The organism is Pseudofrancisella aestuarii (assembly GCF_003574475.2).
GTDB lineage: Bacteria > Pseudomonadota > Gammaproteobacteria > Francisellales > Francisellaceae > Francisella > Francisella aestuarii.
Genome location: NZ_QLIS02000002.1, coordinates 352759 through 377838 on the forward strand (window position 1 = coordinate 352759; position 25080 = coordinate 377838).

Here is a 25080-nt window from a genome sequence, read left to right on the forward strand (position 1 = left end):
TTTAATCTTTTTTAAGGTATAGGCTTGTTAAATTTTCTTTATTAAAGAATTTATTTAATACACGATTTACGTCAGATATAGTTACATCATAAAGTTTATCTATATATTTGTAGTAATCAACATCTAGCCCAACACAAGCGAGACTACCTATTAGGTTCGCCTGAGTCTCTAGGGAGTCCATAGAAAAAACTTTATCGGATTTAATGGTAACTTTTGCTCTATTTAACTGCTCTAATGTTATACCTTCGGTTTTTAATCTATCTAAAATCTCTTCAATTTTATTTTGAATTAGTTTTAATGAAAAAGTTTCATTAGCTATTGCAGTAATAATAAATATATCTTCACCTCTTATAAAAGGTGAATACTCAGTATCAATATGGCAACAGTAGTTTGTATCTCTAACCATTTCTTTTTGAAAGATAGAAGCGTCAGCATCACCTAATATATTGTTTAATATCATTAAGGCAAAAGGATCATTCTCTTCATATTCTGTAGTCAATGATGGTGTAATGTATCCTAATATTAAGTTATCTATATCATTTGGACTTCTTTTAATACTTTTATGTCTATAGCCAATATTTAAAATGCTTTTCTCTTTTTTAGGCTCACTAACTATAGACTCTTTGATATCCTCAAAATTTGTTTTAACTTTATCATAAGCTTCATCAGGATCTATATCTCCAACTAAAACAATAACTGCATTATTTGGAGCATAGTTCGCTTGATACCAGCTTTTTAAGTCATTTAGCTTATAATTTTTAATATCTTCCAGCCAGCCAATTATAGGAGTGTGCCTAGAATTATCTTGATAAGCTAATTTCATAAACTGTTCAAAAGCATAATTAAAAGGTTTGTCTTCAATGCGTAAACATCTTTCTTCTATAACTACTTTATTTTCAGGTGAAAACTCAACCTCATCAAATTTAAGATTTGACATTCTAGAAGACTCTATTGATAAGCTTAAATCTAGATTTTTTTTGTGCCAAAATTGATAATAGGCAGTAAAATCAAAACTTGTAAAAGCATTTTGAATGCCTCCATTATTTTCAACAAGGCTATTCATATCATCTTTTGAATACTTATCTGTACCTTTGAACATCATGTGTTCAAGCATATGTGATATTCCTGTTAGGCCTTTAGGTTCATATGTGGAACCGACTTTATACCAAATTTGAGAAAGAATTACAGGGGCACGATTATCTTGTTTTATATAAATTTCAAGGCCATTTTTTAACTTGTATTTGTGGATTAGCATATCTAAATGTTTATTCTTTTGCTTTCATAAATAAAATGATTAAGAGTACAGCGGCTATTATGGTGGGGGCCATGGCCCCAATAATTGGAGGAAGTCTTAACATAAGAGCCATAGGTCCAAATATTTGGTTAATAATAAAGAACATAAATCCAATAAATGCACCGAATAACAGTTTTAATATCATCGATGAGGAGCGTGTTGAACCTAGACTAAGAGGAACAGATATTAACATCAATAAAATTAAAGATATCGGCTGAAAGACTTCCTGCCAAAATTTTAAACGTATAGAACCATCGTCAGTATTTAGTTTTGGTGCAAAAGTATATTTAAACAGTTGATTTAGGTTTAAGTATGAGTTTTTATCAATAGTTACAATGTTGGCAATTGATAAAGCTAAAGCATCAGACCAAAAATCTTCTTTTATCTGTTTTGTAACATCAATATTTTGCTTTGGCTTGTTAGGAAACTGGATTTTACTTATGTTATAAGCAGTTGCTGTTTTATCTGAACTATAAACTGCTTTCTCAGCATATCTAACCTCATCAAGCTTACTATCCGTAACTAAAAATTTTCTAATACCAGTAGCTTCACCTTTTTCAGTATTTATATTTTTAATATTTATAAATCCACTTGGAGTTTTTAACCAAATATTTTTATTATACAAACTGCCTGTGGCAACTTGTCTTTCTAATGCTGGGGAGATGTAACCTCCAAGTATAATTGTAATTATTGTTGCAAGAAGCCCAACCCCTATCACTCCTCTAGCTATTTGAAAAGTTGACAAACCTGATGCTCTTAATATGATAATTTCTGAATTATTAGCTAACAAACTTAAGCCCATTAATGCTCCAACCATAGCACAAGCTGGCATAAGGACATATAAAATTCCTGGCAATTGGAATAAGGTGTCTAATAAAACGTCTAAGGCACTTTCTTGTGAGTTACTAACACCGGCTAGATAAGTGAATATAAAAAACAAAACACTAAAAATAATTGTAACTATTAAGCAGGAAGCAAGCACTGTTCTAAAAATATAGTTATCAATTTTACTAGTCACAAATTACTTCCTTTTAAGTTTTTTTATTTTTTCTGATCCATTTTGTTTACGAAGATTATAGATAGCAATAGATCCAAAAATAGCATGACATATCCATGCACCAATCCATATAGGTATTGTACCTGATAGCATGAGTGTATTTACAAACATTGATGCTGATAAATATATTGATAAAACAGCAGCAGAAGGTAATAGTTTGGCATATTTGTTCTGTCTAGGGCGGAGTCTACACATAGATAAAGCTAATATGGCTGCTATTATGACAGTAAAAAAAGATCCAAATCTTGTAACTAATTCAGTTAAAGCATACCTTTTATAAGTACTATTTGAACTTTGTAGAATATTAGTTATTAATTCACCAGGATAAAATTTGTTAAAGTTATCGCGTTGATAATCCTTAGATTGTTGATACATGATGTCTTCAGCTTTTACTGCGGTACCATAAGAGGTTTCGTTAGTTATTGGGTTGATTGTATAGATATTTGCATTATCAAGAATTATAGAGGAGCTATTTGACTCTGATGCAATATGACCAGTAGGAGCAGTTATTACGGTATATTTGGGCGATCCTATTTGATATAAAAATATATCTTTTAAAAAATCATCATCTTTTTGACCAATATAACCAGTTATTGTACCATTTGGAATTTTGATGATTTTTTTATCAGAGACAGCTTGTAACATTGTTTTAGCAGCTAAAGATGTTTGAAATATCATAGTCGTTTGGTTTGAGAAAGGAAGAATGTACATAGAAAGGCATAGGGCAATAAAACTTATAAACAGTATTGGTTTTAGAAGGTTTTTTATTATTTGAGCCCATGTAATTCCACCAGCTAGCGTTACAAACATCTCATTGTTCGAAAAATATTTTCCAAAACATAGCGTTATTGATAAAGATATTGTTATAGGTAGTAGATACGCAAGATCTTGAGGTATAGTTAATATTACATATTTAAAAACCACATCTACGCCAAAGCCATTTGAGTATGCTTCATTAAAGAGTCTAATAAGGAGATTGCTTAATACAATAGCTAAGATAAAAAATGTTAAGTTTATAAAGGTGTGAACTACGTCACGATTGTAATATCTTTCTAAAATCAAGTTTAAAGCTAGTATCATTTAAAGAAATGCTACTTTCGATTCTATATTTTTTCTAAAGAAAAGTCAGTAGTTAATGCACTAAATTTAATGTTGCAGAAATGTTTTTTTGCTATTATATATTCTAGATGTTTTTAAAAAACTCAATTTAATATATTCAGAGAGGTTCTATGAAATTGATGATTAATGATCAGAGCACGTTAGTGACTGAGATAGTATTAATATTTAATGATGATATAAAAAAGCTAACTGACAATATGAAGTGCCCAACTTCTAAAGCATTGTTAGATCAAAAAGTTTTTAAAGCTAAATTTGGAGAGGTGTTGCCTCTTCTTCATCCAGAAAAAAAAGGTTTACTAGTTGGTTTGGGAGAGAATAAAAACTTTTTATCCTCAGAGTTTCATAAAGTAGTAGCTAATGTATGTAAACAATTAAGACAATTAGATATTCAAGAAATATCAATCAATATTAATTATTTAGTGCCTAGATTTAATGATGTAAAACAATTGGCATCAGAAGTTGTAAGAAATTTTGTTTCTGAGAGTTATGGTTTTGATGCTCTTAAATCTGAGAAAGATACATACTCTTTAGAAAGTATAGAAGTTGTTTATGAGGGTGACCAAGATTTAGAAGAGTCTACTAAGGTTGGATCTGCAATAGCTTTTGGTCAAAACTATGCAAAAGATTTGCAAAATTTACCAGCTAATGTTTGTACTACTGATTACTTATTAAACGAAGCAAGAGAGCTTACATCTAAATATGATAAATTTAATCTTTCTTATTTGGATCAAAATGCTATGGCTGAGTTAGGTATGGATTGTGCTTTAGCTGTAGGGCGTGGCTCAGATATGTCTAACTATACTGTATGTATGGAATATAATGGCGGTAGTAAAGAAAATGCACCAATAGTATTAGTTGGTAAAGGGTTAGTGTTCGACAATGGTGGTGTTTGTATAAAACCAGCAGCAGGTATGGATTCTATGAAAATGGATATGGGCGGTGCTGCGACTGTTATAGGGACAATGAAAACTTTAGCTATGCTTGATCTACCTATAAATGTGGTTGGAGTTATGGCTTTAGCTGAAAATGCTGTTGATGCTCGTTCTTACCGCCCAGGAGATGTGCTTAAAACAATGAAAGGCATAACAGTTGAAGTTAGTAATACTGATGCGGAAGGTAGATTGGTTTTATGCGATACATTAACTTATGTTGAAAAATATAAACCAAAAGCTGTTATTAATACCGCTACTCTTACTGGTGCAATGATCGTTTCTTTAGGTGATGCTTATTCTGGTATGTTTGCCAATAGTGATAATTTAGCGAATAGTTTACAAAATGCTGCACAGATATCTAATGATTTAGTATGGAGACTGCCTTTACATAAGCCTTATTTAGATAAAGTAAAAAGTGATGTTGCAGATATTAATAATTGTGGTAAAGACAGATCAGCTGGTTCTATAGTTGCTGCATTATTCTTATCTAAGTTTACAGAAAACTATGAATGGGCTCATCTTGACATAGCAGGTTCAGCTATGGGAGATTTTTCAAATTGTAAAGCTAGTGGTAGACCCGTACCGTTATTAACACATTATCTTTTGTCACAAGTATCTAAATAATTAATTTTTATATAAATCTCTAGTATATTTCTTCTTATTTGTTAAAATATTGTCGTAATTAAATTCATAATCCTTAATTTAATTACGGAGTCTTTTTATGTTAAGAATCACAGAACAAGCAACTACATTTGATGATGTTTTGCTTTCACCAAGATATTCAAGCGTTTTACCTCATGAGGTAGATTTGCAAACTAATATCACTAAAGATATTAAGCTTAATATTCCTTTAGTTTCAGCTGCAATGGATACTGTTACAGAATCTAGATTGGCAATAGCAATTGCTCAAGAAGGAGGTATAGGTATTATTCATAAAAATATGACTATAGCAGCTCAGGCACAAGAGGTTAAAAAAGTTAAACGATTTGAAAATGGAATGGTTATTGATCCAATCACAGTTAAGCCATATAACTCTATCAAGGAGATTATGGCGTTATCACAGGAGCATAATTTCTCAGGATTTCCTGTCGTGGATGAGGATAACCATTTGGTTGGTATTATTACGAGAAGAGATTTTAGATTTGCTAAAGACTTAGAAGAGCCAATAAGCTCTATTATGACAACTAAAGATAAATTGGTTACAGTTCCAGAGAATGCTTCTCAAGGTTCGATTAAGAAAAAACTTCATGAGAATAAAATTGAAAAAGTTTTAGTAGTTAATGATGATTTTGAGCTTATTGGGCTTATTACTACTAAAGATATAGAGAAATCTCAAAATAAGCCTATGGCATGTAAAGACCATTTGGGCCGTTTAAGAGTAGGCGCTGCTGTTGGGACTGCTTCAGATACAAAGAAAAGAGTAGCAGCCTTAGCAAGAGAAGATGTTGATATAATAGTTGTTGATACTGCACATGGTCATTCTCAAGGTGTACTGGATATGGTTAAGTGGGTTAAGAAGAATTATCCACATATACAAGTAATCGGTGGTAATATTGCTACTGCAGAGGCAGCTAAGGACTTGGTGGAAGCTGGTGCAGATGCTGTTAAGGTTGGTATTGGGCCAGGATCCATTTGTACAACGAGAGTTGTGGCGGGTGTTGGTGTTCCACAACTTACAGCTATTTCAAATGTTGTTAAAGCTTTAGAGGGTACGGGAGTGCCAGCTATTGCTGATGGTGGCATTAGATACTCTGGTGATATTGCAAAAGCTATTGTTGCTGGAGCATCTGTTGTTATGATTGGGGGACTTTTTGCAGGGACAGAAGAGTCACCTGGGGAAGTTGAGTTATTCCAAGGACGTTCATATAAATCTTATCGAGGTATGGGTTCTCTAGGAGCAATGGAGAAAGGATCTTCTGATAGGTACTTTCAAAGTAATACTGAAGCAAGAAAGCTTGTCCCAGAAGGTGTTGAGGGAAGAGTGCCTTATAAGGGATTACTTAATGCTGTAATACATCAATTAATTGGTGGATTAAGATCAAGTATGGGATATACAGGTTCAAAAGATATACAAACAATGAGAACTGAGCCAACTTTTGTACAAATTACATCAGCTGGATTTAGTGAGTCTCATGTTCATAATGTGACAATTACAAAGGAGCCACCAAATTATCAGCTTTAATTTTTATCTTTAAATTTTTCATAGGAATTACTAAATATATTTAGATCCCTTAATATTAAGAGATCTATTTCATAATAGACTTTTGATAGATTGAAATAAAAAAGAATTATAAAAATATAGATGATTAAATAGCTGTAGGATTTTGTTGGTAATTATTTACTTTAGTTTTTAACCAACCACCATCATTGCTAGGGAAAGTACCAACGCTAGTGGTATTTCCACCTCCCCATAAGATAGAGAATACATGACTATCTTTAGCAAGATCCATGTGGCTATTATGCCAATCATTATTATCCATTTTTAGATATGATTTCATATCACATCCTGTATTAGAGCAGTTATATGAACCTGTAGGTAAATTTATAGCTTGGATATATGGTTTTAGATTTGTTAATCCAGCTACAAGATCATCATTACCAAAGAAATAGTCAGGAGCAGTAGCAGCATGATCTGTTCTTGCATCAACATCTCCAGTAATTTGTAAATGTCCACCAGGTATTTGCCATAGCATTACAGGAACATCACCTAAGCCTTCACTCATTTGCTTAACATATGTTAGATAATTAGCCCAGTCTCTTTGGTTCCATACATACCCAATACCTGCCGCTGATGGAATTGGATCCATCTCATACTTATCAAATATTAAGAATTCTGGTTTGTATGGGCCTGAATATACGCCTAAATCTTTCCATAGTTTAACAGTAGGAGCTGTTATAACGGAATCAATTTGTGCTTCTGAATAGTTGTTATGTACCCAGTTAGCAGAGTTGTCATTCCATACGTTCTCTTGCCATCCGAAAGTCACATCTGGACCTAATTTTTTGATAGCCCAGTTAGAAGCTTGAATCCAGCCATTGAAGTTGTCTTCAAAAGTAGGGACAGCTGGGTTTGCTAAATTTTTAGGAGCTTCACCTAATATTCTAATTGCTTCACTTTCCCATGCTGCTTTAATATCCCACGCTGAATAAACATTATATTTTTTGTACTCTCCAGCATAAGCTTCTTCTAGAACTTGAGAAGGAGTTCTATTTGTTATTGTAATAGTTGAACCATTTTGAAGTGTTAAATTCCAGTCGTGAGGAGTTGTAACAAACCAATATGCTTGCTGAACTGATTTATTAACAGCAATTGATTTCATATCTCCTATTTGTTTAGTAGAAGAGTTATATAGTTTTTGCTGTTGAATCATTCCTAATAAATCTGGATTTAGAACAATTGCACCAGTAGTGCCATTAGCTTTACCACCTTTTTCTAGAGTTTCAGTCACAAGCATTAGGTTTATGAAATGCATAGCTAAAACATCAACAGTTTCAAAGTCTTTATAAGCAGTACCACCACTCATTTCACCCGTATACATAACCATCACTGGTCTTACAGCGTGATTATTTAAAGTTGATAAGCTAGAAGCTAATTTGACAGTGTTTCTAGTATATATAGGGAATACGATTTTACCTGGATCACCGTTACCGCCATCACCAGCATACTTAAATATGGCATCAACATTGCGTCCTTGTAATTGAGCTGTATTAGTTGTATCTGCATCAGTAACAGCGCCCATAGCAATATGGTTTGGCCAACCAGCTACAGAGCTTCCAGTATTCGCAGATTCTGTAAATACAATGCTTATATTGTTTTGCCCAGATGATGTTATGCTTATTTGTTTATTTTCAAAAGTATATTTAGAGCCATCTTGATATAGAGTTTTAGCACTTACATTGTATGTTCCTTCAGGAAGCATTGCTTGATTTGCACCACTAGAAACAACAATCTGCTGAACTAAATTATTGTTTGAATCTTTAATTTCTAGTTCAGTTGAAGAATTTTGAGGTAAGCCAGATACTGTGAAATATGTTTGATAAGTCGGAGCTGGAGTCGGAGCTGGAGTCGGAGCTGGAGTCGGAGCTGGAGTCGGAGCTGGAGTCGGAGCATTACCGGTTACACGCCATACTCCCCATTGACCAGAATCGCTTGGCTTATCATTTTTTGTCCACCATTGAGCTTCATAAGTTGTGCCATTGTATACAACTGTATTACCTTTTGTATATGTTGCTTCAGAGTCCCATGTGTTATTAGTCGGAGCTGGAGTCGGAGCTGGAGTCGGAGCTGGAGTCGGAGCTGGAGTCGGAGCTGGAGTCGGAGCTGGAGTCGGAGCTGGAGTCGGAGCTGGAGTCGGAGAACCTAAATCCTTCCATGCATATTGTCCATAAATTCCAGAAGGTTTGTAAGCTGCGATAGTACACCAACCTGCAGCAGCGCCTTCCACGCATTGATAAGTATGTCCATTATCTGTAACTTTAGTACCAGCTTTATATGTTGATAGATCATTGTTTGACCATTCAGATAACGCAAAAGCAGGTGAGGTTAAGGATAAACTAATTGCTACTGTTAATAATTTATATTTCATATAATTTTCACAAAATTGATTAAGTATATTAAGTTCCTTAATTATAAACTAAAATAAACTTACAAACTTCATTTGTTATACAGCAAAATATAAAAATATTTTCTAAAGAGTTTTCTTATCTGTGAATTGTGTATTTGAAATTAAATATTAATGCTATAATTTGGTCTTTATTTTCTCTTTATAGGAGTTTGGTTTATGAAAAGTGTTGTTTTTATTTATCCGGATAGTTTAAAACCATATAAAGAAGAGTTTTTGAATAAAATTCAGTCAGATTTAGAAGCAAAAAAATATTTGACGCTTGTTATAGATAATATGCAAGAAGTTGTAGAAATATTGGAAGAAAATTCTAGAGTTTGCTGTATAGTCTTAGATAGATCTACATTCAATTTAGAAGCTTTTCATAATATAGCGCATATAAATTCAAAGCTTCCTATATTTGCTGTATCAGACTATGGCCAAAGCATTAAGCTGAATTTAAAAGATTTTAATTTGAATATTAACTTTATACAGTATGATGCTTTAGCTAGTGAAGATTCTGAATTTATACATAAAACTATAGCTACTTATTTTAACGATATATTGCCTCCATTTACTCATAGGCTTATGCAATATTCAAAAGAATTTAACTCAGTCTTTTGTACACCGGGACATCAGGGAGGGTATGGCTTTCAGCGTTCTCCAGTTGGAACACTGTTTTATGATTTTTTTGGTGAAAATATATTTAAGACTGATGTTTCTATATCAATGCAGGAACTTGGGAGTTTACTAGATCATAGTGGTGTTCATGAGGATGCTGAGGAATATGTTTCTAAAATTTTTAAATCAGATAGATCTTTAATTGTTACTAATGGAACATCTACAGCAAATAAAATAGTTGGAATGTATAGTGTAGCTGATGGTGATACAGTTTTACTTGATAGGAACTGTCATAAGTCACTTACTCATTTAATGATGATGGTAGATGTTAATCCTGTTTATTTTAGACCTACAAGAAATGCTTATGGAATAATAGGTGGCATTCCTAAAAGTGAATTCAGAAGAGATGTTATAGAGAAAAAAATAGCTGATAGTAATATTGCTACAGAGTGGCCTAGCTATGCCGTTGTAACTAACTCAACTTATGATGGTCTTTTATATAATACAGATACTATTCATAGAGATTTAGATGTTAAAAAATTACACTTTGATAGTGCATGGATTCCTTACGCTATTTTTCATCCAGTTTATAAGCATAAGTCAGGGATGACAATAAAGCCTAAAGAGGGACATACTGTCTTTGAAACGCAATCTACACATAAGCTTCTTTCAGCTTTTAGTCAAGCATCAATGATACATATTAAAGGTGACTATAATGAAGAAGTACTAAATGAATCTTTTATGATGCATACATCGACATCGCCATTTTATCCTTTAGTTGCAAGTACTGAAACAGCAGCGGCAATGATGGAAGGAGAACAAGGTTTTAATCTTATAGATAAAACTATAAATCTAGCTATAGATTTTAGAAGAGAATTATTAAAGCTTAAGAGAGAGTCAGAAACATGGTTCTTCGATGTGTGGCAACCTGAGAATATTACAAATAAAGAAACTTGGGCTTTAAGAAATGCAGATGATTGGCATGGGTTTGAAGAAGTTGATGGGGATTTTTTATTTTTAGATCCTGTTAAGGTAACTATTTTAACACCAGGTATTGAAGATAATAATATTCAGAAAAATGGTATTCCTGCAGATGTGGTTGCTAAATTTTTAGAAGAGCATGATATTGTTGTTGAGAAGTCTGGGCCTTACTCACTACTATTTATATTTAGTATTGGAACTACAAAAGCTAAATCTATGAGACTTTTATCGGTATTGAATAAATTTAAACAAATGTATGATGAGAATGCTTTAGTAGAAAAAATGTTGCCATCTCTATATGCGATTGATCCTAGATTTTATGAAAAAATGAAGATAAAAGATATTAGTGATACATTGCATAGTTTTATGTATGAGTCAAAGCTACCAAATCTTATGTATCATGCTTTTGATGTGTTACCGGAGCAAGAAATGAATCCGCATAGAGCTTTTCAGAGATTGTTAAAGGGTAAGGTGAAGAAGGTTCCATTAACAGAGTTGTATGGAAATACTTCAGCTGTCATGATCCTACCATATCCACCGGGTATTCCATTAGTTTTGCCGGGTGAAAAAATAACAGAAGATTCTAAAATAATATTAGAGTTTTTATTGATGTTAGAAAAAATTGGGTCTAGATTGCCAGGATTTGGTACTGATATTCATGGTCCTGAAAGAGCTAGAGATGGGACTCTGTATATTAAGGTAATAGATCCTGATATTGAATAATTCTTATTTTCATTTTTCTATTTTTTATAAATAGGTTATGATTGCATCTGTTATTTTGTGAATTGGTTGATTTGACATTGTATAAAATTCTTTTATTTTTGAATGGTAATATAAATCTAGATTTTTGTCGTAATTATTTAAAGAAATTTGAGGATTTTAAGATCATATGTACTGATGGCGCATATGAAAAAATACATAGTTGTGATTTTTTGTCTTCTAAAATAGAAAAGGTCATAGGTGATTTTGATTCAGCTACTTATATTGAATCGTCACTTTTTTTAAGAGATGAGAATCAATATAAGACTGATTTTGAAAAGGCTTTAGATTTTTTGATAAAAAAAGAATCTTTAAATGTGATAGTTTTTGGAAGTAGTGGTGGAGAGATGGATCATTTCCTTTCAAATATGTCGATAGCTAAAAAATATAAAGATAGTTTGAATTTAAGATTTGTGGATGAATTTTCAGAATATTATTTTATTCAAAATACATTTAAAATAAATGATGTTAATAATAAAATGTTTTCTATAGTCCCATTTCCTTTTGCTAAGAATATATATTATAAAGGGTTAAAATATGGACTATCAGGAGAAAGTTTAATCCTTGGTGAAAGTACAGGTGTTAGAAATCATGCTGTAGAAAATACAGTAGAGATTAATTATAGTGAAGGTGATATTTTATTATTTATATCACATGATTTTTATAGACAAATAAGAAAATAAGAGAGAAGTTGATATGGAAGAGTTGGCATGTCAAAAATTAGAGCATTTAATAAAAGAAAAGTATAAAGAACTAAAAATATCTCAAGAGTTTAAAAATGACTCCACCAGAGTGGAAAGATACTCATTAGAGCATGAAGGTATTTATTTTGATTTTTCAAAAAACCTTGTAAATGATGAGATTATGCAAGAATTGTATCAGTTGGCTAAGCAAGTAAATATTGATGCAAAAATTAAAAGTATGTTTAACGGAGAAAAGATAAATATTACAGAAGATAGAGCTGTTTTACATACTGCATTGAGAGATTTTTCTAATGAGTCATTAGTTATAGATGGACAAGATATTCGTAAAGAAGTATCTGAAGAAAAACAAAGAGTTAGGAGTTTAGTAGAAAGTGTTTCTTCAGGAGAATGGAGAGGATTTTCTGGTAAAAAAATCACAGATGTTGTAAACATTGGAATTGGCGGCTCTGACCTTGGACCAAGAATGATTGTTGAGGCTTTGAGACCTTATCATTGTACCGGGCTGAAGGTTCATTTTGTATCTAACGTAGATGCAGATTCTTTGTTACAAGCACTAAGCGTAGTTAATCCTGAAACAACTTTATTTATTGTAGCCTCTAAATCTTTTTCAACAGAAGAAACTTTACTTAATTCTATATCAGCAAGAAACTGGTTGGTTGACTTTTATGGTGATGAGAGTTCAGTATCAAATCATTTTGTAGCAATTTCTAGTAAGCTAGATAAAGTAAAAGAGTTTGGAATAGACCTAAAACATTGCTATAAAATGTGGGATTGGGTTGGGGGTAGATATTCATTATGGTCATCTATAGGAATGAGTATAGCTTTCGCAATTGGGTATGATAACTTTGGAAAATTATTACAAGGCGCATACTCTATGGATAGACACTTTAGAGAAACATCTATAGAAAAGAATATGCCAATAGTAGCTGCTCTTTTAGGTACACTTTATACAAATTATTACGATGCTCAAACTCAGACATTATTACCATATGATAATAGGCTTTGTTATTTAGTTGACTATTTACAACAAGCAGATATGGAAAGTAACGGCAAATCAGTTAATTTAGAAGGGCATTGTATAAAGAACTATCAAACTGGTGCTGTGCTATGGGGAGGTGTTGGTACTAATGGACAACATGCTTTTCATCAATTATTGCATCAGGGAGAAGTTTTTATACCAGTTGACTTTGTTGCTGTAGCTAAAAGTTATCATAACTATGATAATCATCAACAAGCTTTATTAGCAAATTGCTTTGCACAATCTCAAGCTTTAATGGATGGGTTATCCTATGATAAAATATTTGAAGAATTAAAAGCTACAGGCTTGTCTACAACACAAATAGAGTTTCTTGCGCCCCATAAAGTTATTAAAGGAAATAAGCCTAGTAATACTTTTTTACTTAAAGAGCTGACCCCTTATAATTTGGGGATGCTGGTAGCATTATATGAACATAAAATTTTTGTACAAGGAGTTTTGTGGAATATTAATAGTTATGATCAATGGGGTGTTGAGTTAGGTAAAAAGCTTGGTAAGAATATTATAAAAGCTATGGAGAATAAAAACTCAAAAGAGTATTCTTCATTAGATGCTTCTACAAAAGCTTTGTTAAACAGGATTTAAATATAAAATGTTTTGTGTAAAAAGAAATAAGGGTTTTTCACTTGTTGAAGTAATGGTTGTGATAGTTATTATGACTATTCTTATGATGGGTGCTATAAGCTCTTTTTCCTTTTATCAAAGAAATTTTGCTGAAACTAGATTAACAAGTTTGCAGAATATCATAGGGTATGGACAGGTAGTAGCTAGATCTCAAAGAACAAGCGTTGTTATTTGTCCAGTAACTTCAGATAGTTATATTGGAGCAACGGATGAGCTAAATGAAGATAGTTTAAGATGTTCTGGATCATCTAATTGGGGAAATGCTGAAATAGTGGCATTTACCAATCAGAGTGCTAATGGTGTTTTTGATAAAAATAATGATGAAATAATATCTACACTTCCAACTGGCAAGGGAAATATTTCGACAACTTTTAATACGGATTTTATTTTAATATCTCCAGTTGGCTTTTTAAATACTACAAATGCTAGTATAATTTACTGTCTTAACGGAGACTATCTGGCGGCCTTACAAGTTAATATGGTTGGCAGAGTAGTTTATACTACCGATAATAATAATTTTAATTGTAACTAATATTTGGTTCGTAATAAGGGAGACCATAATGAGTGAAAGAGTGCCTATGACACCAGCGGGTGAGTTAGCTTTAAGAGAAGAATTGGATAATCTAAAAAGAGTTCAAAGACCTCAGGTTATTGAAGCTATCGCAGAAGCTCGTGAACATGGAGATTTAAAAGAAAACGCTGAATATCATGCAGCTAGAGAAAAGCAAGGCTTTATAGAAGGAAGAATTAAAGAAATAGAATCTAAGCTTTCAAATGCTCAAGTAATTGATGTCACAACTATTCCAAATAATGGAATGGTTATATTTGGCGCTACCGTAACTCTTTTAAATACTGATACGGATGAAGAAGTTGTTTATAGAATAGTTGGTGAAGATGAAGCTGATATAGACGATCACAAAATATCTGTTTCAGCACCTTTAGCTAGAGCGCTTATCAAAAAAGAAGAGGGTGATGAGTTTAGTTTAAACACTCCTAAAGGCAAAGCAAATTATGAAATCTTAGAGGTTAAGTATATCTAACCCTCAAATATATGGATAAAATTATAATAAGAGGGGCAAAAACCCATAATTTAAAAAATATCAATGTAGAAATTCCTAGAGATAAACTAACAGTCGTTACAGGGTTGAGTGGCTCAGGAAAATCTTCATTAGCATTTGATACTTTATATGCTGAAGGTCAAAGAAGATATGTTGAGTCTTTGTCTTCATACGCAAGACAATTTTTATCCTTAATGGATAAGCCTGATGTTGAGCATATTGAAGGACTTTCGCCTGCTATATCAATTGATCAAAAAACAACTTCTCATAATCCCCGCTCTACAGTTGGTACAGTCACAGAAATTTATGATTATTTAAGAGTTTTTTTTGCTAGGGTAGGACAGCCGAAATGTCCAACACACAATATTGAATTAAAAGCCCAGACTGTTAGCCAAATGGTGGATCGTATTTTAGAGTTTGATGAAGAAGCTCGACTTATGATTTTAGCTCCTATAGTGTCTGAGAAAAAGGGAACGCATCATACGCTTTTAGATAAAATTTTATCTTTAGGATATATTAGAGTTAGAATAAATGGAGAGTTTTTTAATTTAGATGAAGACTATCCTGAGTTAGACAGATATAAAAAACATAATATAGAAGTAGTTGTTGATAGATTTAAACCAAAAAAAGAAAATTCTCAAAGAATAGCTGAATCCTTAGAAACTGCCTTAGATTTAGGTAATGGTATTATAAGATTAGCTAATATATCTGAAGAAATGGAAGATATTTTATTCTCTTCAAAACATGCTTGCCCACTATGTAACTTTGCTCTAAAAGAGTTGTCGCCGAGAATTTTTTCTTTTAATAGTCCTTTAGGAGCTTGTCCTAGTTGTGATGGTTTAGGTGTGAAAGAGTTTTTTGATGAGAATAAGATTATTATAGATGGCTCTCTTTCACTAAAAGCAGGCGCGTTAGCTAAGTGGAATAAGACAAATCAATATTATTATAGTCAATTAGAGTCTTTAGCTAAGCACTATAATTTTTCCTTAGATACTCCTTTTAATAAGTTATCTCAAAAAATCCAGCAAATTATTTTGTATGGATCAGGAGATGAGTTAATAAAAATGACTATTGATTCTATTCGCGGTGGTAAACAAACACGTGAAAAAACTTTTGAAGGTATAATCCCTCATTTTGAAAGAAGATACTATGAATCAGACTCGGAGATGGTTAAAAAAGATCTTTATGACCTAATGAGTAATCTTACATGTAAAGCTTGTAATGGAGCTAGAGTTGGTGAGTATGCACGCAATATTTTTATAGATGATAAAAACATTGCTAATGTTTGTGCATTGTCGATAGAAGATTTGCTTATATGGTTAGATGAACTTACCTTCGATGGTCAAAGGAAATTTATAGCTGAAAATTTGCTTAGAGAAATAAAACTAAGGGTAAAATTTTTAGAGAATGTAGGTTTAGAATATTTAAGTTTATCAAGGCAAGCAGATACTTTATCGGGTGGTGAATCTCAAAGAATAAGGCTAGCTAGCCAAATAGGTGCTGGACTTGTTGGAGTTATGTATATATTAGATGAACCTTCAATCGGTTTACATCAGCGAGATAATCAGAGACTCCTAGATGCACTGCATAACTTAAAGAATCTTGGTAATACAGTTATAGTCGTAGAGCATGATGAAGATGCAATTCGCCAAGCTGATTATATTATTGATATGGGTCCAAAGGCTGGGGTTCATGGAGGTGAGATTGTAGCTGTTGGTGATTATGATTCTATTATTAATAATAAAAAATCATTAACTGCAGATTATTTAAGTGGTAGAAAAAAAATTGAAACTCCTAAAAATCGATTAAAAGCCTCAAAAAATAGATATATAGAAATTCTAGGTGCAGCAGGAAATAACTTAAAAAATGAGCATTTAAAAATTCCTTTTGGTGCTTTGACTTGTGTTACAGGAGTATCAGGCTCTGGGAAGTCTACGCTTATTAACCGAACTTTGTATCCACTTGCTTCTAGACTTTTGAATAGAAGCACATTAGTACCTATGGAGTATAAGTCTCATAAGGGATTTAATCACTTAGATAAAGTTATAGATATAGATCAGTCACCAATAGGTAGGACTCCAAGGTCAAATCCAGCTACTTATACAGGCGTTTTTACTCCTATTAGAGAACTCTTTGCTGCAACAGCAGAATCGAGATCTAGAGGTTATTCGGCTGGTAGATTTAGCTTTAATGTCCGAGGTGGGCGTTGTGAAGCATGCCAAGGCGATGGAGTAATTAAGGTTGAAATGCATTTTCTTGCAGATGTTTATGTTGCTTGTGATGTTTGTGAAGGTAAAAGATATAATAGAGAAACTTTATCTGTACAATATAAAGGTAAAAACATCTACGAAGTTTTAGAAATGACTGTAGAAGAGGCTATAGAATTTTATAATGCTGTCCCAAGCATTAAATCAAAATTAGAGGCTTTAATGAATGTTGGGTTGTCTTATATTAGGCTTGGTCAGAGTGCTACTACACTTTCGGGTGGTGAAGCTCAACGAGTTAAGCTTGCAAAGGAGCTTTCTAAGCGCTCTACGGGCAAAACTTTATACATATTGGATGAGCCAACGACGGGTTTACATTTTTATGATATTCATCAGCTTTTGAAGGTAATAATGGATTTAAGAGATAAAGGAAATACAGTTGTTATTATTGAGCATAATCTAGATGTTATAAAAATGGCTGATTGGATTATTGATTTAGGTCCAGAAGGTGGCGCAAAGGGTGGAGAAATAATTTTCGAAGGAACTCCTGAGGAAATAGTTAAGTTTAAAAAGTCTTATACTGGCAAATTTTTAAAAAGTGTTCTCTAGTTTTCTGGCAAATAACTAGAGAATATGGTTTATTTTTACTATAGTATATAGATATTTATTTTTGAGAATTATTTTAGAAAAATTGTAAGGTAATAAAAATTATATGGATCAAAAGAATAACAATAAGAATAATATAATGAAAAGTATTATTTTTTGGGTTCTAATTATTGGTGGAATGCTACTTTTATTTAATGGTATTAATGAAAACACTGATTCCTCTAAAAAAATGGATTATTCAACATTTGTATCTCAGTTGAATGATGGTCAAATTTCTTCTGTAAATGTTGATGGTAGGACTATTTCTGGTAAGACTGATTCTGGTCAGAGTTTTGTAACATATGCTCCTTTATTAGATTCAGACTTAGTTAATAAAATGGAAGGCAGTAAAGCTAGTATAACTGCTAAAGCTCCGGAAAAACCAAATTTATTAATAGCATTCTTATTGAACTGGTTGCCAATGTTGCTTATTTTTGGTTTCTTCATTTATATGATGGTTAAAGCTGGTGGTGGCGGAAAGGGAGGCCCTTTTTCTTATGGTAGAAGCAGAGCTAAGCTACTTGGTGAAGATCAAATAAAGGTTACTCTAGATGACGTTGCTGGCGTTGAAGAAGCTAAAGAAGAGGTTGGAGAAATTGTAGATTTCTTACGTGAGCCTAAAAAATATGAAAAAATTGGTGGTAAGATACCAAAAGGCGTATTAATGGTTGGTCCTCCAGGTACTGGTAAGACGCTATTGGCAAGAGCTATTGCTGGTGAGGCTAAAGTTCCATTTTTCTCAATATCAGGATCTGATTTTGTGGAGATGTTTGTCGGTGTTGGTGCTTCTCGTGTGCGTGATATGTTTGAGCAAGCTAAGAAAAAGGCTCCATGTTTAGTATTTATTGATGAGATAGATGCTGTAGGTCGTCATCGTGGTGCTGGAATGGGTGGTGGTAATGATGAGAGGGAACAAACTCTTAACCAACTCCTAGTTGAGATGGATGGCTTTGCCGATAATGAAGGTGTAATAGTTATTGCTGCAACGAATAGGCCAGATGTACTTGATAAAGCTTTATTAAGACCTGGTAGATTTGATAGACAAGTTACTGTCAGTTTACCAACAGTAAAAGGACGTGAAGCCATACTTAAAGTACATATGAAGAAAATTGCTTTAGGTGATGATATTCATCCAGATTGGATTGCTCGAGGCACACCTGGATTTTCTGGTGCAGAGCTTGCTAACTTAGTAAATGAAGCAGCACTTTTCGCGGCAAGAGAGTCTAAAGATAAAGTTTCAATGGGGGACTTTGAAAAAGCTAAAGATAAGATTCTTATGGGATCTGAAAGAAGATCTATGGCGATGACAGAAAAAGAAAAAAGCCTTACTGCTTATCATGAAGCAGGGCATGCAATCATCGGTCGCCTAATGCCTGAACACGATCCGGTATATAAAGTTAGTATTATTCCTAGAGGTCGTGCTTTAGGTGTTACTATGTATATGCCAGATGGTGATAAAGTGAGTCAAAGTAGATTAGTTCTACAAGGTCGTCTATGTAGTATTTTTGGTGGTAGATTAGCTGAAGAATTAATATTTGGATATGAGCATGTTACAACTGGTGCTTCTAATGATATTCAGGTAGCTACTGATATAGCTAGAAATATGGTTGCTCGTTGGGGTCTATCTGATGCTATGGGAACAGTGTTGTATGATGTTGAAGATGAGGGACCTTTTGGTGGCTCTGGAGGACGCACCTCTAAGCTTTCAGATAGTACTATTAGAGAGATTGATGCAGAAGTGCGTAAGCTTATTGATTCTAGTTATGCTAAGGCTAAAAAATTATTAGAAGATAATGTAGATATTCTACACGCTATGGCAGATGCTCTTATCAAGTATGAAACTATTGATGCAATGCAGGTTGATGATTTAATGGCTAGAAGAGCAGTTCGTGAGCCAGGTGATTATGGTGATAGCTATAAGCCAAAAGAAGATGAGCATGGCAAAATAATTGCCCCTGAATATGAAGAAGATAGTGAGTCTAAAGATCTATAGCTGATCTTTATAAAAAACTCTTTTTATTATATCTGACTTAATTTAAGAATGGAAAATCAAATATATTTACGCTCTATTGAAAAAGGAAATTTCTCTAAGAAATTAATATTTAAACTAAGTGATGATAGAACTATAGAGTTAATAATAAATAGTAAAAAAGTTGATATAACAGCACTTAGCTCTTTTATGCATAAAAGAACAAACTATCCTGCTTGTTGCAATGAATTCGAAATTATAGAAAATGTGGAACAAATCGGAAGCATGAAGCTTTATGAAAACTATATTTTTCTATGTAACATTAGTGGACTATTAAAGACAAAAAACAAAATATTTTTTAATAATTGTATTTTTACTAAAAAGATTTTAATAAATGATTTGGATAAAATAGAATCCGTTTCATTTAATAATTCTTTATTTTTAATGAATATTTCTTTAAGTGGGAAATATGATGGAGAATATGAAACAAGGGTTAATTTTAGTAATAGTGAGTTTATTAGGGGTGTTCATATATTTTCAAATCTTAAAGAAATAGATTTGCTTAATAGTTGTTTCAGAGAAGAGCTAGGAATTTATAATAATTATGAAATGGTATCAACTAAAAAGAGTTTTAGATTACATAATTGTCATTTTATAAAGAGTGTTTTTTTAAAGCTTGGAGAGATAAATATAGATGGTCCATTACCTTATCATATAAGTGATAGCATTTTTTATTCAGAAGTTGATTTTAGGGGGTCTATATTTATAGATCCTATAGTTTTTTCTCGAGTGGAATTTAAGGGTTCAGTAAATTTTGCAGGAGTAATATTTAGGCAACCTGTCATATTTTTGTATTCTAAAGTATATAAGAATATGATTTTTAGGAAAACGGTTTTTGAGAAATCTTTAAATTTAGCATATTTATATTTTTTAGATGATGGATGTTTGGATATTTATAATATTAATATAAAAAATTTTGATAGTGGTAAAGGGCTAAGCTGGGAAAATAGTTCAATTTTTCCAAATTATAAAAATACAAATCAAATAAAAACAAAAGAAATAATATCAGATCAAGATGCTAAAGAGACCTATAGAATTTTAAAAAAAGAAGCATTAAAACAAAGTGATACTATAAGTGCTATTGAATTTTATAAACAAGAGTGTGAGAAGTACTATAAAAGCATAAGTAAAATTAGAAATTTTGGAAATAAATTTGTACTATTTTTTGAAAAAATAGTAAGCAACTATGGAACATCTATTATTAGGTCAATATTAAGTTTAATCATATTTAATTTTTACTATTATTTATTGGTACAATTATTTATTAATCAAGGTGATCTTAATTATTCTATGGTTTCTATATTGAATGGTGTGATGGGTGTGATGTTACCCCACGTATTAGGAGGTTATGATATTTCTTATATACCGATTACTTCGAGAAGTTTGCATATAATTATAAATGCTATTTTGCTTTATGAAGTTATTAAAAGTTTTCGTAAGTATTCTCGAAAACTTTAATTCTTCCATTTTTCTTTTAAAAAGTGAGCTACTAATTTAGGTTGGCGCTCTCTAGTGAAAACTCCCTTCTTATTTCCATTGCAACGAATGTGATTTTGTGACGTTCTAAAGTCTGCAAAATTCCATATGTGCTCACCAATAACATATGGTTTACTACGCATGACTTCTATCAATTCTAGAATTAAGTCTTTTTGATACTCTTCACTCCACATTTCAGCAGGTAGAGAGTGTACACCAGCATATGTATCTGCTCCAAACTCTGTAATTATTATAGGTAAGTTATATTTTTGATATACTTCCTCTAATAAGCTATCAAGTCTTTGCTTAGCAGCATTTATTTGCCCTGGAAGCTCATACCAGCCAGGATATTTATTAATGCAACAAACATCAAATAGATGCATAGATTCATCATTCGGAACAAAGCAACTAACCATAGTTACAGGTCTGCTTTGATCCATTAATTTAACTTGTTCTACTAAAGGTTCAAAATAAGCCTTAGCATTTTTCTGCTGGCTTTGAGGCTCATTAGCAACTGACCACATTACTACACATGGGTGGTTATAGTCTCTCTCAATCAATTCACCTAAAGCTTTTTTATGAACTTCTAAAGTTTTATCTGTTGTGAATTTAAAGTTTAAACTCACAGCAGGAGTTTCTGAAATAACAAGAAAGCCATACTCATCAGCTAAATCTAAAATATCTTCAGAGTAAGGATAGTGTGCTGTTCTAAATGAATTTGCATTTATCCATTTCATTAATTCAAAATCTCGGATATTAACAGCATCATTATTTCCTTTTCCAATAATTGGAAAATCTTCATGTTTACCAAAACCTTTAAAATAAGCAGGTTTTCCATTTATAAGAAATTGATTTCCTCGCACTTCAATCTTACGAATACCAAATCTTTCTAAGCGTTCATCAATCTTATTGCCATGGCTATCAAAGAGCTCTATTTTTAAAGGATATAAGTTAGGTTCTCCAACGTTCCAAAGTTTGGCTTCTGGAATGCTAATTGTTTCACAAAAAGAATTATCTTTAATAAGTACTTCAGTTTGTATCTCATTTATAGAAATTTTTACTTTTGAAGCATTACCAATAATATTGCCTTTTATAGTTACAACTCCATCAGTTGCATTAATATCTGTATCTATTTTTATATTATTTAAGAATGAATCATTAACTGTATATAAATGAACATTTCTATGAATGCCTGTATATGGGAAGAAATCAAAAATAACATCAGGATAATGGGTGTTAAAAATCCATTCTTTATCAACAAAACCACTTTGAGGAATAGTATCAGCAGTTAAATGATGATGTACTATAATTTCTAAGAAATTATCTGAGTCAAAATTTATATGCTTTGTTAAATCAAATTCAAAAGGTGTATATCCTGTTTCATGCTCTCCAAGATGGTGACCGTTTATATACACACTTGCATGATAACTTACAGCTTCAAAATAAATAAAAATATTTTTGCCTTTCCAATCATCACTAATCCGGAATTTTCGACTATAAAGCACTTTTCCAGAATGAGTTCTAATTTCATCATCTGTATATAAATCATTAAAGCTGGCGGGCACTGCCACTTTTTTATTAATTGATTTATCATTGTTTATTAATAATTCTAGATCCCATACACCATTTAGAGATGTTAAATTTCTTTTGCTGTTTTGTTGAGGTCTAAGCATTTTTTAAATCATCCATTGTTGTTGAAAAATTATTCAGGTCTTTTTGCTATAAGATCAGTTATCATTTGTTTACGCTTTGCTGGAGTTAGATTATAAACAAAAATAAAAATTAAGAATGCTATAAGCATTCCTATAGCTGGAACACCATTGGTTAAAAATTTTATGCCAAACATAGTAGCATCAGACTGAGTGGTTAAGTTCGAATCGTATCCTATAATTGTCAATCCAAATCCAGCTACTAATCCAGCAAGAGCTTGAGCAACTTTTCTCATAAAACTATAAGCTGCATAAATTATTCCCTCTGCTCTTGAATCGGTTATCCATTCACCATAATCTACAGAATCAGCTACCATCATCCAAAGTAAGGTGTCAGGAATAGTAAAGAAAATAAAGCCTAAGAAAAATAGGGTTAAGTATATGTATATACTATCTGGTAAAACCATGATGGTAGTAAAAAAGATAGAAGCAATTAGTGATCCAAATATGGCAAGATTTCTATTTCCATATTTATATACTAAAAAACCAACAATTGGAGCTAATACAAAAGTTGGTAGGACACTTAATATCCCTTTTAACCAGTACCAATTTTGGGCATCTAAATTATATTTAAAATAATAAATTGCCATTGTGCCATTTATCATCCAAGTTGTAACAGTAGCAACAGAAGCAAATGCCACACCGAGAAAAGGTCTATTGTAAATTATCGACTTGATAACTATTTTAGTATCTATTTTTTCATCCTCAGGCTTGCCATGCTTTATTTGCTCAGTTGTATTTTTGTAACAAAATACATAACACATGTATGAAATTACAGCCATAAGAGTAGTTACAGTTATCCAGCCGTATTTTTCATTAGCAAATAAGGAAAGGATTGGTAAAACTAATATTTGAGGAATTATAGCACCAGTTTTGCTTCCAATGCTTCTTGTTATTGAAAGAGATGCTCTATCTCTTAGATCATTTGTCATAGCAGCTGCTAAAGATCCATATGGAATATTTACGAATGTATAAGCCATTCCCCATGCTAGATAAGTAATATAAGCCCATACAATTTTACCAGTATCACCAAAATTAGGTGCTGTAAAAACTAAAACTGCCATAAAAAGTATTGGCCAACATCCTTTTAGAATAAAAGGTCTAAATTTTCCGGCAGAATTTTTTTGTTTTCTTTTATCAATGTATATACCCATGAGAACATCGGCAACAGCATCATATATTCTGGCAACAAGAAAAAGTATTCCTGCTTGATAGGCGGGTATTTGTAAAACATCAGTATAGAAAACTAGAAGAAACATCGCGGTTGCAGTATAAGTTATGCTGTTAGCGATATCTCCAGCACCATACCCTATTTTTTCCCAAGTGGTTAACTTTCTCATCAAAAACTTTTTAAGTCCACATTAGATAAAGTATAACAATTAAATTACCCTTAATCATGTAACTGTTTTTAGGGATATCTAAAAAAGAAGATTTTTATTTTCAAAATATAAATATATGCTAATATAAATCAAGTTTATAATTTAATAAATTAACCTTGGAGGAAACTTACATGATACCTACTCCTCATATAGAAGCAGAAAATAAAGAAAAATTTGCTAAAACAGTAATAATGCCTGGTGATCCATTAAGAGCTAGATTTATAGCTGAGAATTACTTGGAAGATAAAATGAGAGTAAATACTGTAAGAGGTATGCTAGCTTATACAGGTACTTATAGAGGTCATAAAGTCTCTATAATGGGATCAGGTATGGGTGTGCCTAGTATGGGTATTTATTCATATGAGTTGTTTAAATTTTATGACGTTGATCGCATTATAAGAGTTGGTTCAGCTGGTTCTTATACTGAAGATTTAAAAGTATATGATGTTGCGTTAGTTGAAGAGACATATGCAGAAACTCAATTTGTTGAAATAGTTACAGGTGAAAAAACTCATATAACAGAGCCTTCAAAAGAGCTAAATAAAGAAATTGAAAAATCAGCAAAAAGACAAGATATAGAGCTTAAAAAAGTTAAAGCGCATTGTACTGATGTATTTTATAGAAAAAACTTTGATGATTATAAAGCTATTAGAAAGAAGTTTGGTTGTGACTGTGTTGAAATGGAAACTGCAGCACTTTTTGCTAATGCTAAAGTAACAGGCAAGCAAGCAGCAGCAGTTTTAACAGTATCTGATTGTTTAGTTACAGGAAAGTCTACTACATCTAGAGAAAGACAGGCGTCCTTTACAAAAATGATGGAAGTTGCATTAGGTATACTAGAGAATAAATAAG

Annotated in this window: 17 protein-coding genes; 11 read left to right on the plus strand and 6 right to left on the minus strand. The window is 32.2% G+C overall.

Annotation, left to right across the window (positions count from 1 at the left end):
- Position 1 precedes the first annotated feature (1 nt).
- From DNK87_RS05855 to DNK87_RS05865, 3 genes are read right to left on the minus strand one after another with little or no spacing between them, the layout of a single operon-like run.
- Positions 2-1255 carry a M16 family metallopeptidase gene (locus tag DNK87_RS05855; RefSeq protein ID WP_119329946.1) on the minus strand — a complete coding sequence of 418 codons (1254 nt, stop codon included), beginning with the start codon at positions 1253-1255 and terminating at the stop codon, positions 2-4.
- 10 nt (positions 1256-1265) lie between these two features.
- On the minus strand, positions 1266-2312 hold the full coding sequence (gene lptG, locus DNK87_RS05860) for an LPS export ABC transporter permease LptG (RefSeq protein ID WP_119329947.1): 1047 nt from the start codon (positions 2310-2312) through the stop codon (positions 1266-1268).
- Positions 2313-2315: 3 nt separating this feature from the next.
- Positions 2316-3431: an LptF/LptG family permease gene (locus DNK87_RS05865; RefSeq protein ID WP_244614624.1), complete on the minus strand. Its 1116-nt coding sequence runs from the start codon at positions 3429-3431 to the stop codon at positions 2316-2318.
- Between the two features lie 149 nt (positions 3432-3580).
- On the opposite strand from DNK87_RS05865, the gene DNK87_RS05870 reads away from it, so the two are divergent.
- The gene (locus tag DNK87_RS05870) at positions 3581-5026 is read left to right on the plus strand and encodes a leucyl aminopeptidase (RefSeq protein ID WP_119329948.1); all 1446 of its coding nucleotides are present in this window, start codon (positions 3581-3583) and stop codon (positions 5024-5026) included.
- A gap of 97 nt (positions 5027-5123) precedes the next feature.
- Complete coding sequence (gene guaB / locus DNK87_RS05875) at positions 5124-6584, plus strand: IMP dehydrogenase (RefSeq protein WP_119329949.1); 1461 nt, start codon at positions 5124-5126, stop codon at positions 6582-6584.
- A 124-nt stretch (positions 6585-6708) separates the two neighbouring features.
- On the opposite strand, the gene DNK87_RS05880 is transcribed toward guaB, so the two are convergent.
- Entirely contained in the window at positions 6709-8988 is a 2280-nt protein-coding gene (locus DNK87_RS05880) for a carbohydrate-binding protein (protein WP_119329950.1), read from the minus strand.
- Positions 8989-9183: 195 nt separating this feature from the next.
- Here DNK87_RS05880 and ldcC point away from each other — a divergent pair, with 195 nt between their 5' ends.
- From ldcC to DNK87_RS05920, 8 genes are all read left to right on the plus strand, one after another.
- Entirely contained in the window at positions 9184-11328 is a 2145-nt protein-coding gene (gene ldcC / locus DNK87_RS05885; RefSeq protein ID WP_119329951.1) for a lysine decarboxylase LdcC, read from the plus strand.
- 41 nt (positions 11329-11369) lie between these two features.
- The gene (locus DNK87_RS05890) at positions 11370-12047 is read left to right on the plus strand and encodes a thiamine diphosphokinase (protein WP_244614625.1); all 678 of its coding nucleotides are present in this window, start codon (positions 11370-11372) and stop codon (positions 12045-12047) included.
- A gap of 13 nt (positions 12048-12060) precedes the next feature.
- Entirely contained in the window at positions 12061-13689 is a 1629-nt protein-coding gene (gene pgi / locus DNK87_RS05895; protein WP_119329952.1) for a glucose-6-phosphate isomerase, read from the plus strand.
- Between the two features lie 7 nt (positions 13690-13696).
- The gene (locus DNK87_RS05900; RefSeq protein WP_119329953.1) at positions 13697-14260 is read left to right on the plus strand and encodes a GspH/FimT family pseudopilin; all 564 of its coding nucleotides are present in this window, start codon (positions 13697-13699) and stop codon (positions 14258-14260) included.
- A gap of 28 nt (positions 14261-14288) precedes the next feature.
- Positions 14289-14768, plus strand: coding sequence for a transcription elongation factor GreA (greA, locus tag DNK87_RS05905; RefSeq protein WP_377654834.1), 480 nt, complete (start codon positions 14289-14291; stop codon positions 14766-14768).
- A gap of 11 nt (positions 14769-14779) precedes the next feature.
- Positions 14780-17599 (plus strand): excinuclease ABC subunit UvrA, encoded by a 2820-nt coding sequence (gene uvrA, locus DNK87_RS05910; protein ID WP_119329955.1) that lies wholly within the window; start codon positions 14780-14782, stop codon positions 17597-17599.
- Between the two features lie 103 nt (positions 17600-17702).
- Positions 17703-19628, plus strand: coding sequence for an ATP-dependent zinc metalloprotease FtsH (gene ftsH / locus DNK87_RS05915; RefSeq protein WP_162523387.1), 1926 nt, complete (start codon positions 17703-17705; stop codon positions 19626-19628).
- A 48-nt stretch (positions 19629-19676) separates the two neighbouring features.
- On the plus strand, positions 19677-21122 hold the full coding sequence (locus DNK87_RS05920; RefSeq protein ID WP_119329956.1) for a pentapeptide repeat-containing protein: 1446 nt from the start codon (positions 19677-19679) through the stop codon (positions 21120-21122).
- On the opposite strand, the gene uidA is transcribed toward DNK87_RS05920, so the two are convergent.
- Complete coding sequence (gene uidA, locus DNK87_RS05925) at positions 21119-22813, minus strand: beta-glucuronidase (protein ID WP_119329957.1); 1695 nt, start codon at positions 22811-22813, stop codon at positions 21119-21121. The genes DNK87_RS05920 and uidA overlap by 4 nt on opposite strands.
- Before the next feature lie 29 nt (positions 22814-22842).
- The gene (locus DNK87_RS05930) at positions 22843-24189 is read right to left on the minus strand and encodes a glycoside-pentoside-hexuronide (GPH):cation symporter (protein ID WP_119329958.1); all 1347 of its coding nucleotides are present in this window, start codon (positions 24187-24189) and stop codon (positions 22843-22845) included.
- A gap of 170 nt (positions 24190-24359) precedes the next feature.
- On the opposite strand from DNK87_RS05930, the gene deoD reads away from it, so the two are divergent.
- Positions 24360-25079 (plus strand): purine-nucleoside phosphorylase, encoded by a 720-nt coding sequence (deoD, locus tag DNK87_RS05935; RefSeq protein WP_119329959.1) that lies wholly within the window; start codon positions 24360-24362, stop codon positions 25077-25079.
- Position 25080 lies beyond the last annotated feature (1 nt).

Excerpts from the sequence above, each read along its gene's own strand:
- uvrA (WP_119329955.1), top strand. The coding sequence starts at position 14,780 with ATGGATAAAATTATAATAAGAGGGGCAAAAACCCATAATTTAAAAAAT.
- DNK87_RS05930 (WP_119329958.1), bottom strand. The coding sequence starts at position 24,189 with ATGAGAAAGTTAACCACTTGGGAAAAAATAGGGTATGGTGCTGGAGAT.
- uidA (WP_119329957.1), bottom strand. The coding sequence starts at position 22,813 with ATGCTTAGACCTCAACAAAACAGCAAAAGAAATTTAACATCTCTAAAT.
- greA (WP_377654834.1), top strand. The coding sequence starts at position 14,289 with ATGAGTGAAAGAGTGCCTATGACACCAGCGGGTGAGTTAGCTTTAAGA.
- DNK87_RS05900 (WP_119329953.1), top strand. The coding sequence starts at position 13,697 with ATGTTTTGTGTAAAAAGAAATAAGGGTTTTTCACTTGTTGAAGTAATG.
- DNK87_RS05880 (WP_119329950.1), bottom strand. The coding sequence starts at position 8,988 with ATGAAATATAAATTATTAACAGTAGCAATTAGTTTATCCTTAACCTCA.
- ldcC (WP_119329951.1), top strand. The coding sequence starts at position 9,184 with ATGAAAAGTGTTGTTTTTATTTATCCGGATAGTTTAAAACCATATAAA.
- guaB (WP_119329949.1), top strand. The coding sequence starts at position 5,124 with ATGTTAAGAATCACAGAACAAGCAACTACATTTGATGATGTTTTGCTT.
- DNK87_RS05855 (WP_119329946.1), bottom strand. The coding sequence starts at position 1,255 with ATGCTAATCCACAAATACAAGTTAAAAAATGGCCTTGAAATTTATATA.
- DNK87_RS05920 (WP_119329956.1), top strand. The coding sequence starts at position 19,677 with ATGGAAAATCAAATATATTTACGCTCTATTGAAAAAGGAAATTTCTCT.
- deoD (WP_119329959.1), top strand. The coding sequence starts at position 24,360 with ATGATACCTACTCCTCATATAGAAGCAGAAAATAAAGAAAAATTTGCT.
- pgi (WP_119329952.1), top strand. The coding sequence starts at position 12,061 with ATGGAAGAGTTGGCATGTCAAAAATTAGAGCATTTAATAAAAGAAAAG.
- DNK87_RS05870 (WP_119329948.1), top strand. The coding sequence starts at position 3,581 with ATGAAATTGATGATTAATGATCAGAGCACGTTAGTGACTGAGATAGTA.
- ftsH (WP_162523387.1), top strand. The coding sequence starts at position 17,703 with ATGGATCAAAAGAATAACAATAAGAATAATATAATGAAAAGTATTATT.
- DNK87_RS05865 (WP_244614624.1), bottom strand. The coding sequence starts at position 3,431 with ATGATACTAGCTTTAAACTTGATTTTAGAAAGATATTACAATCGTGAC.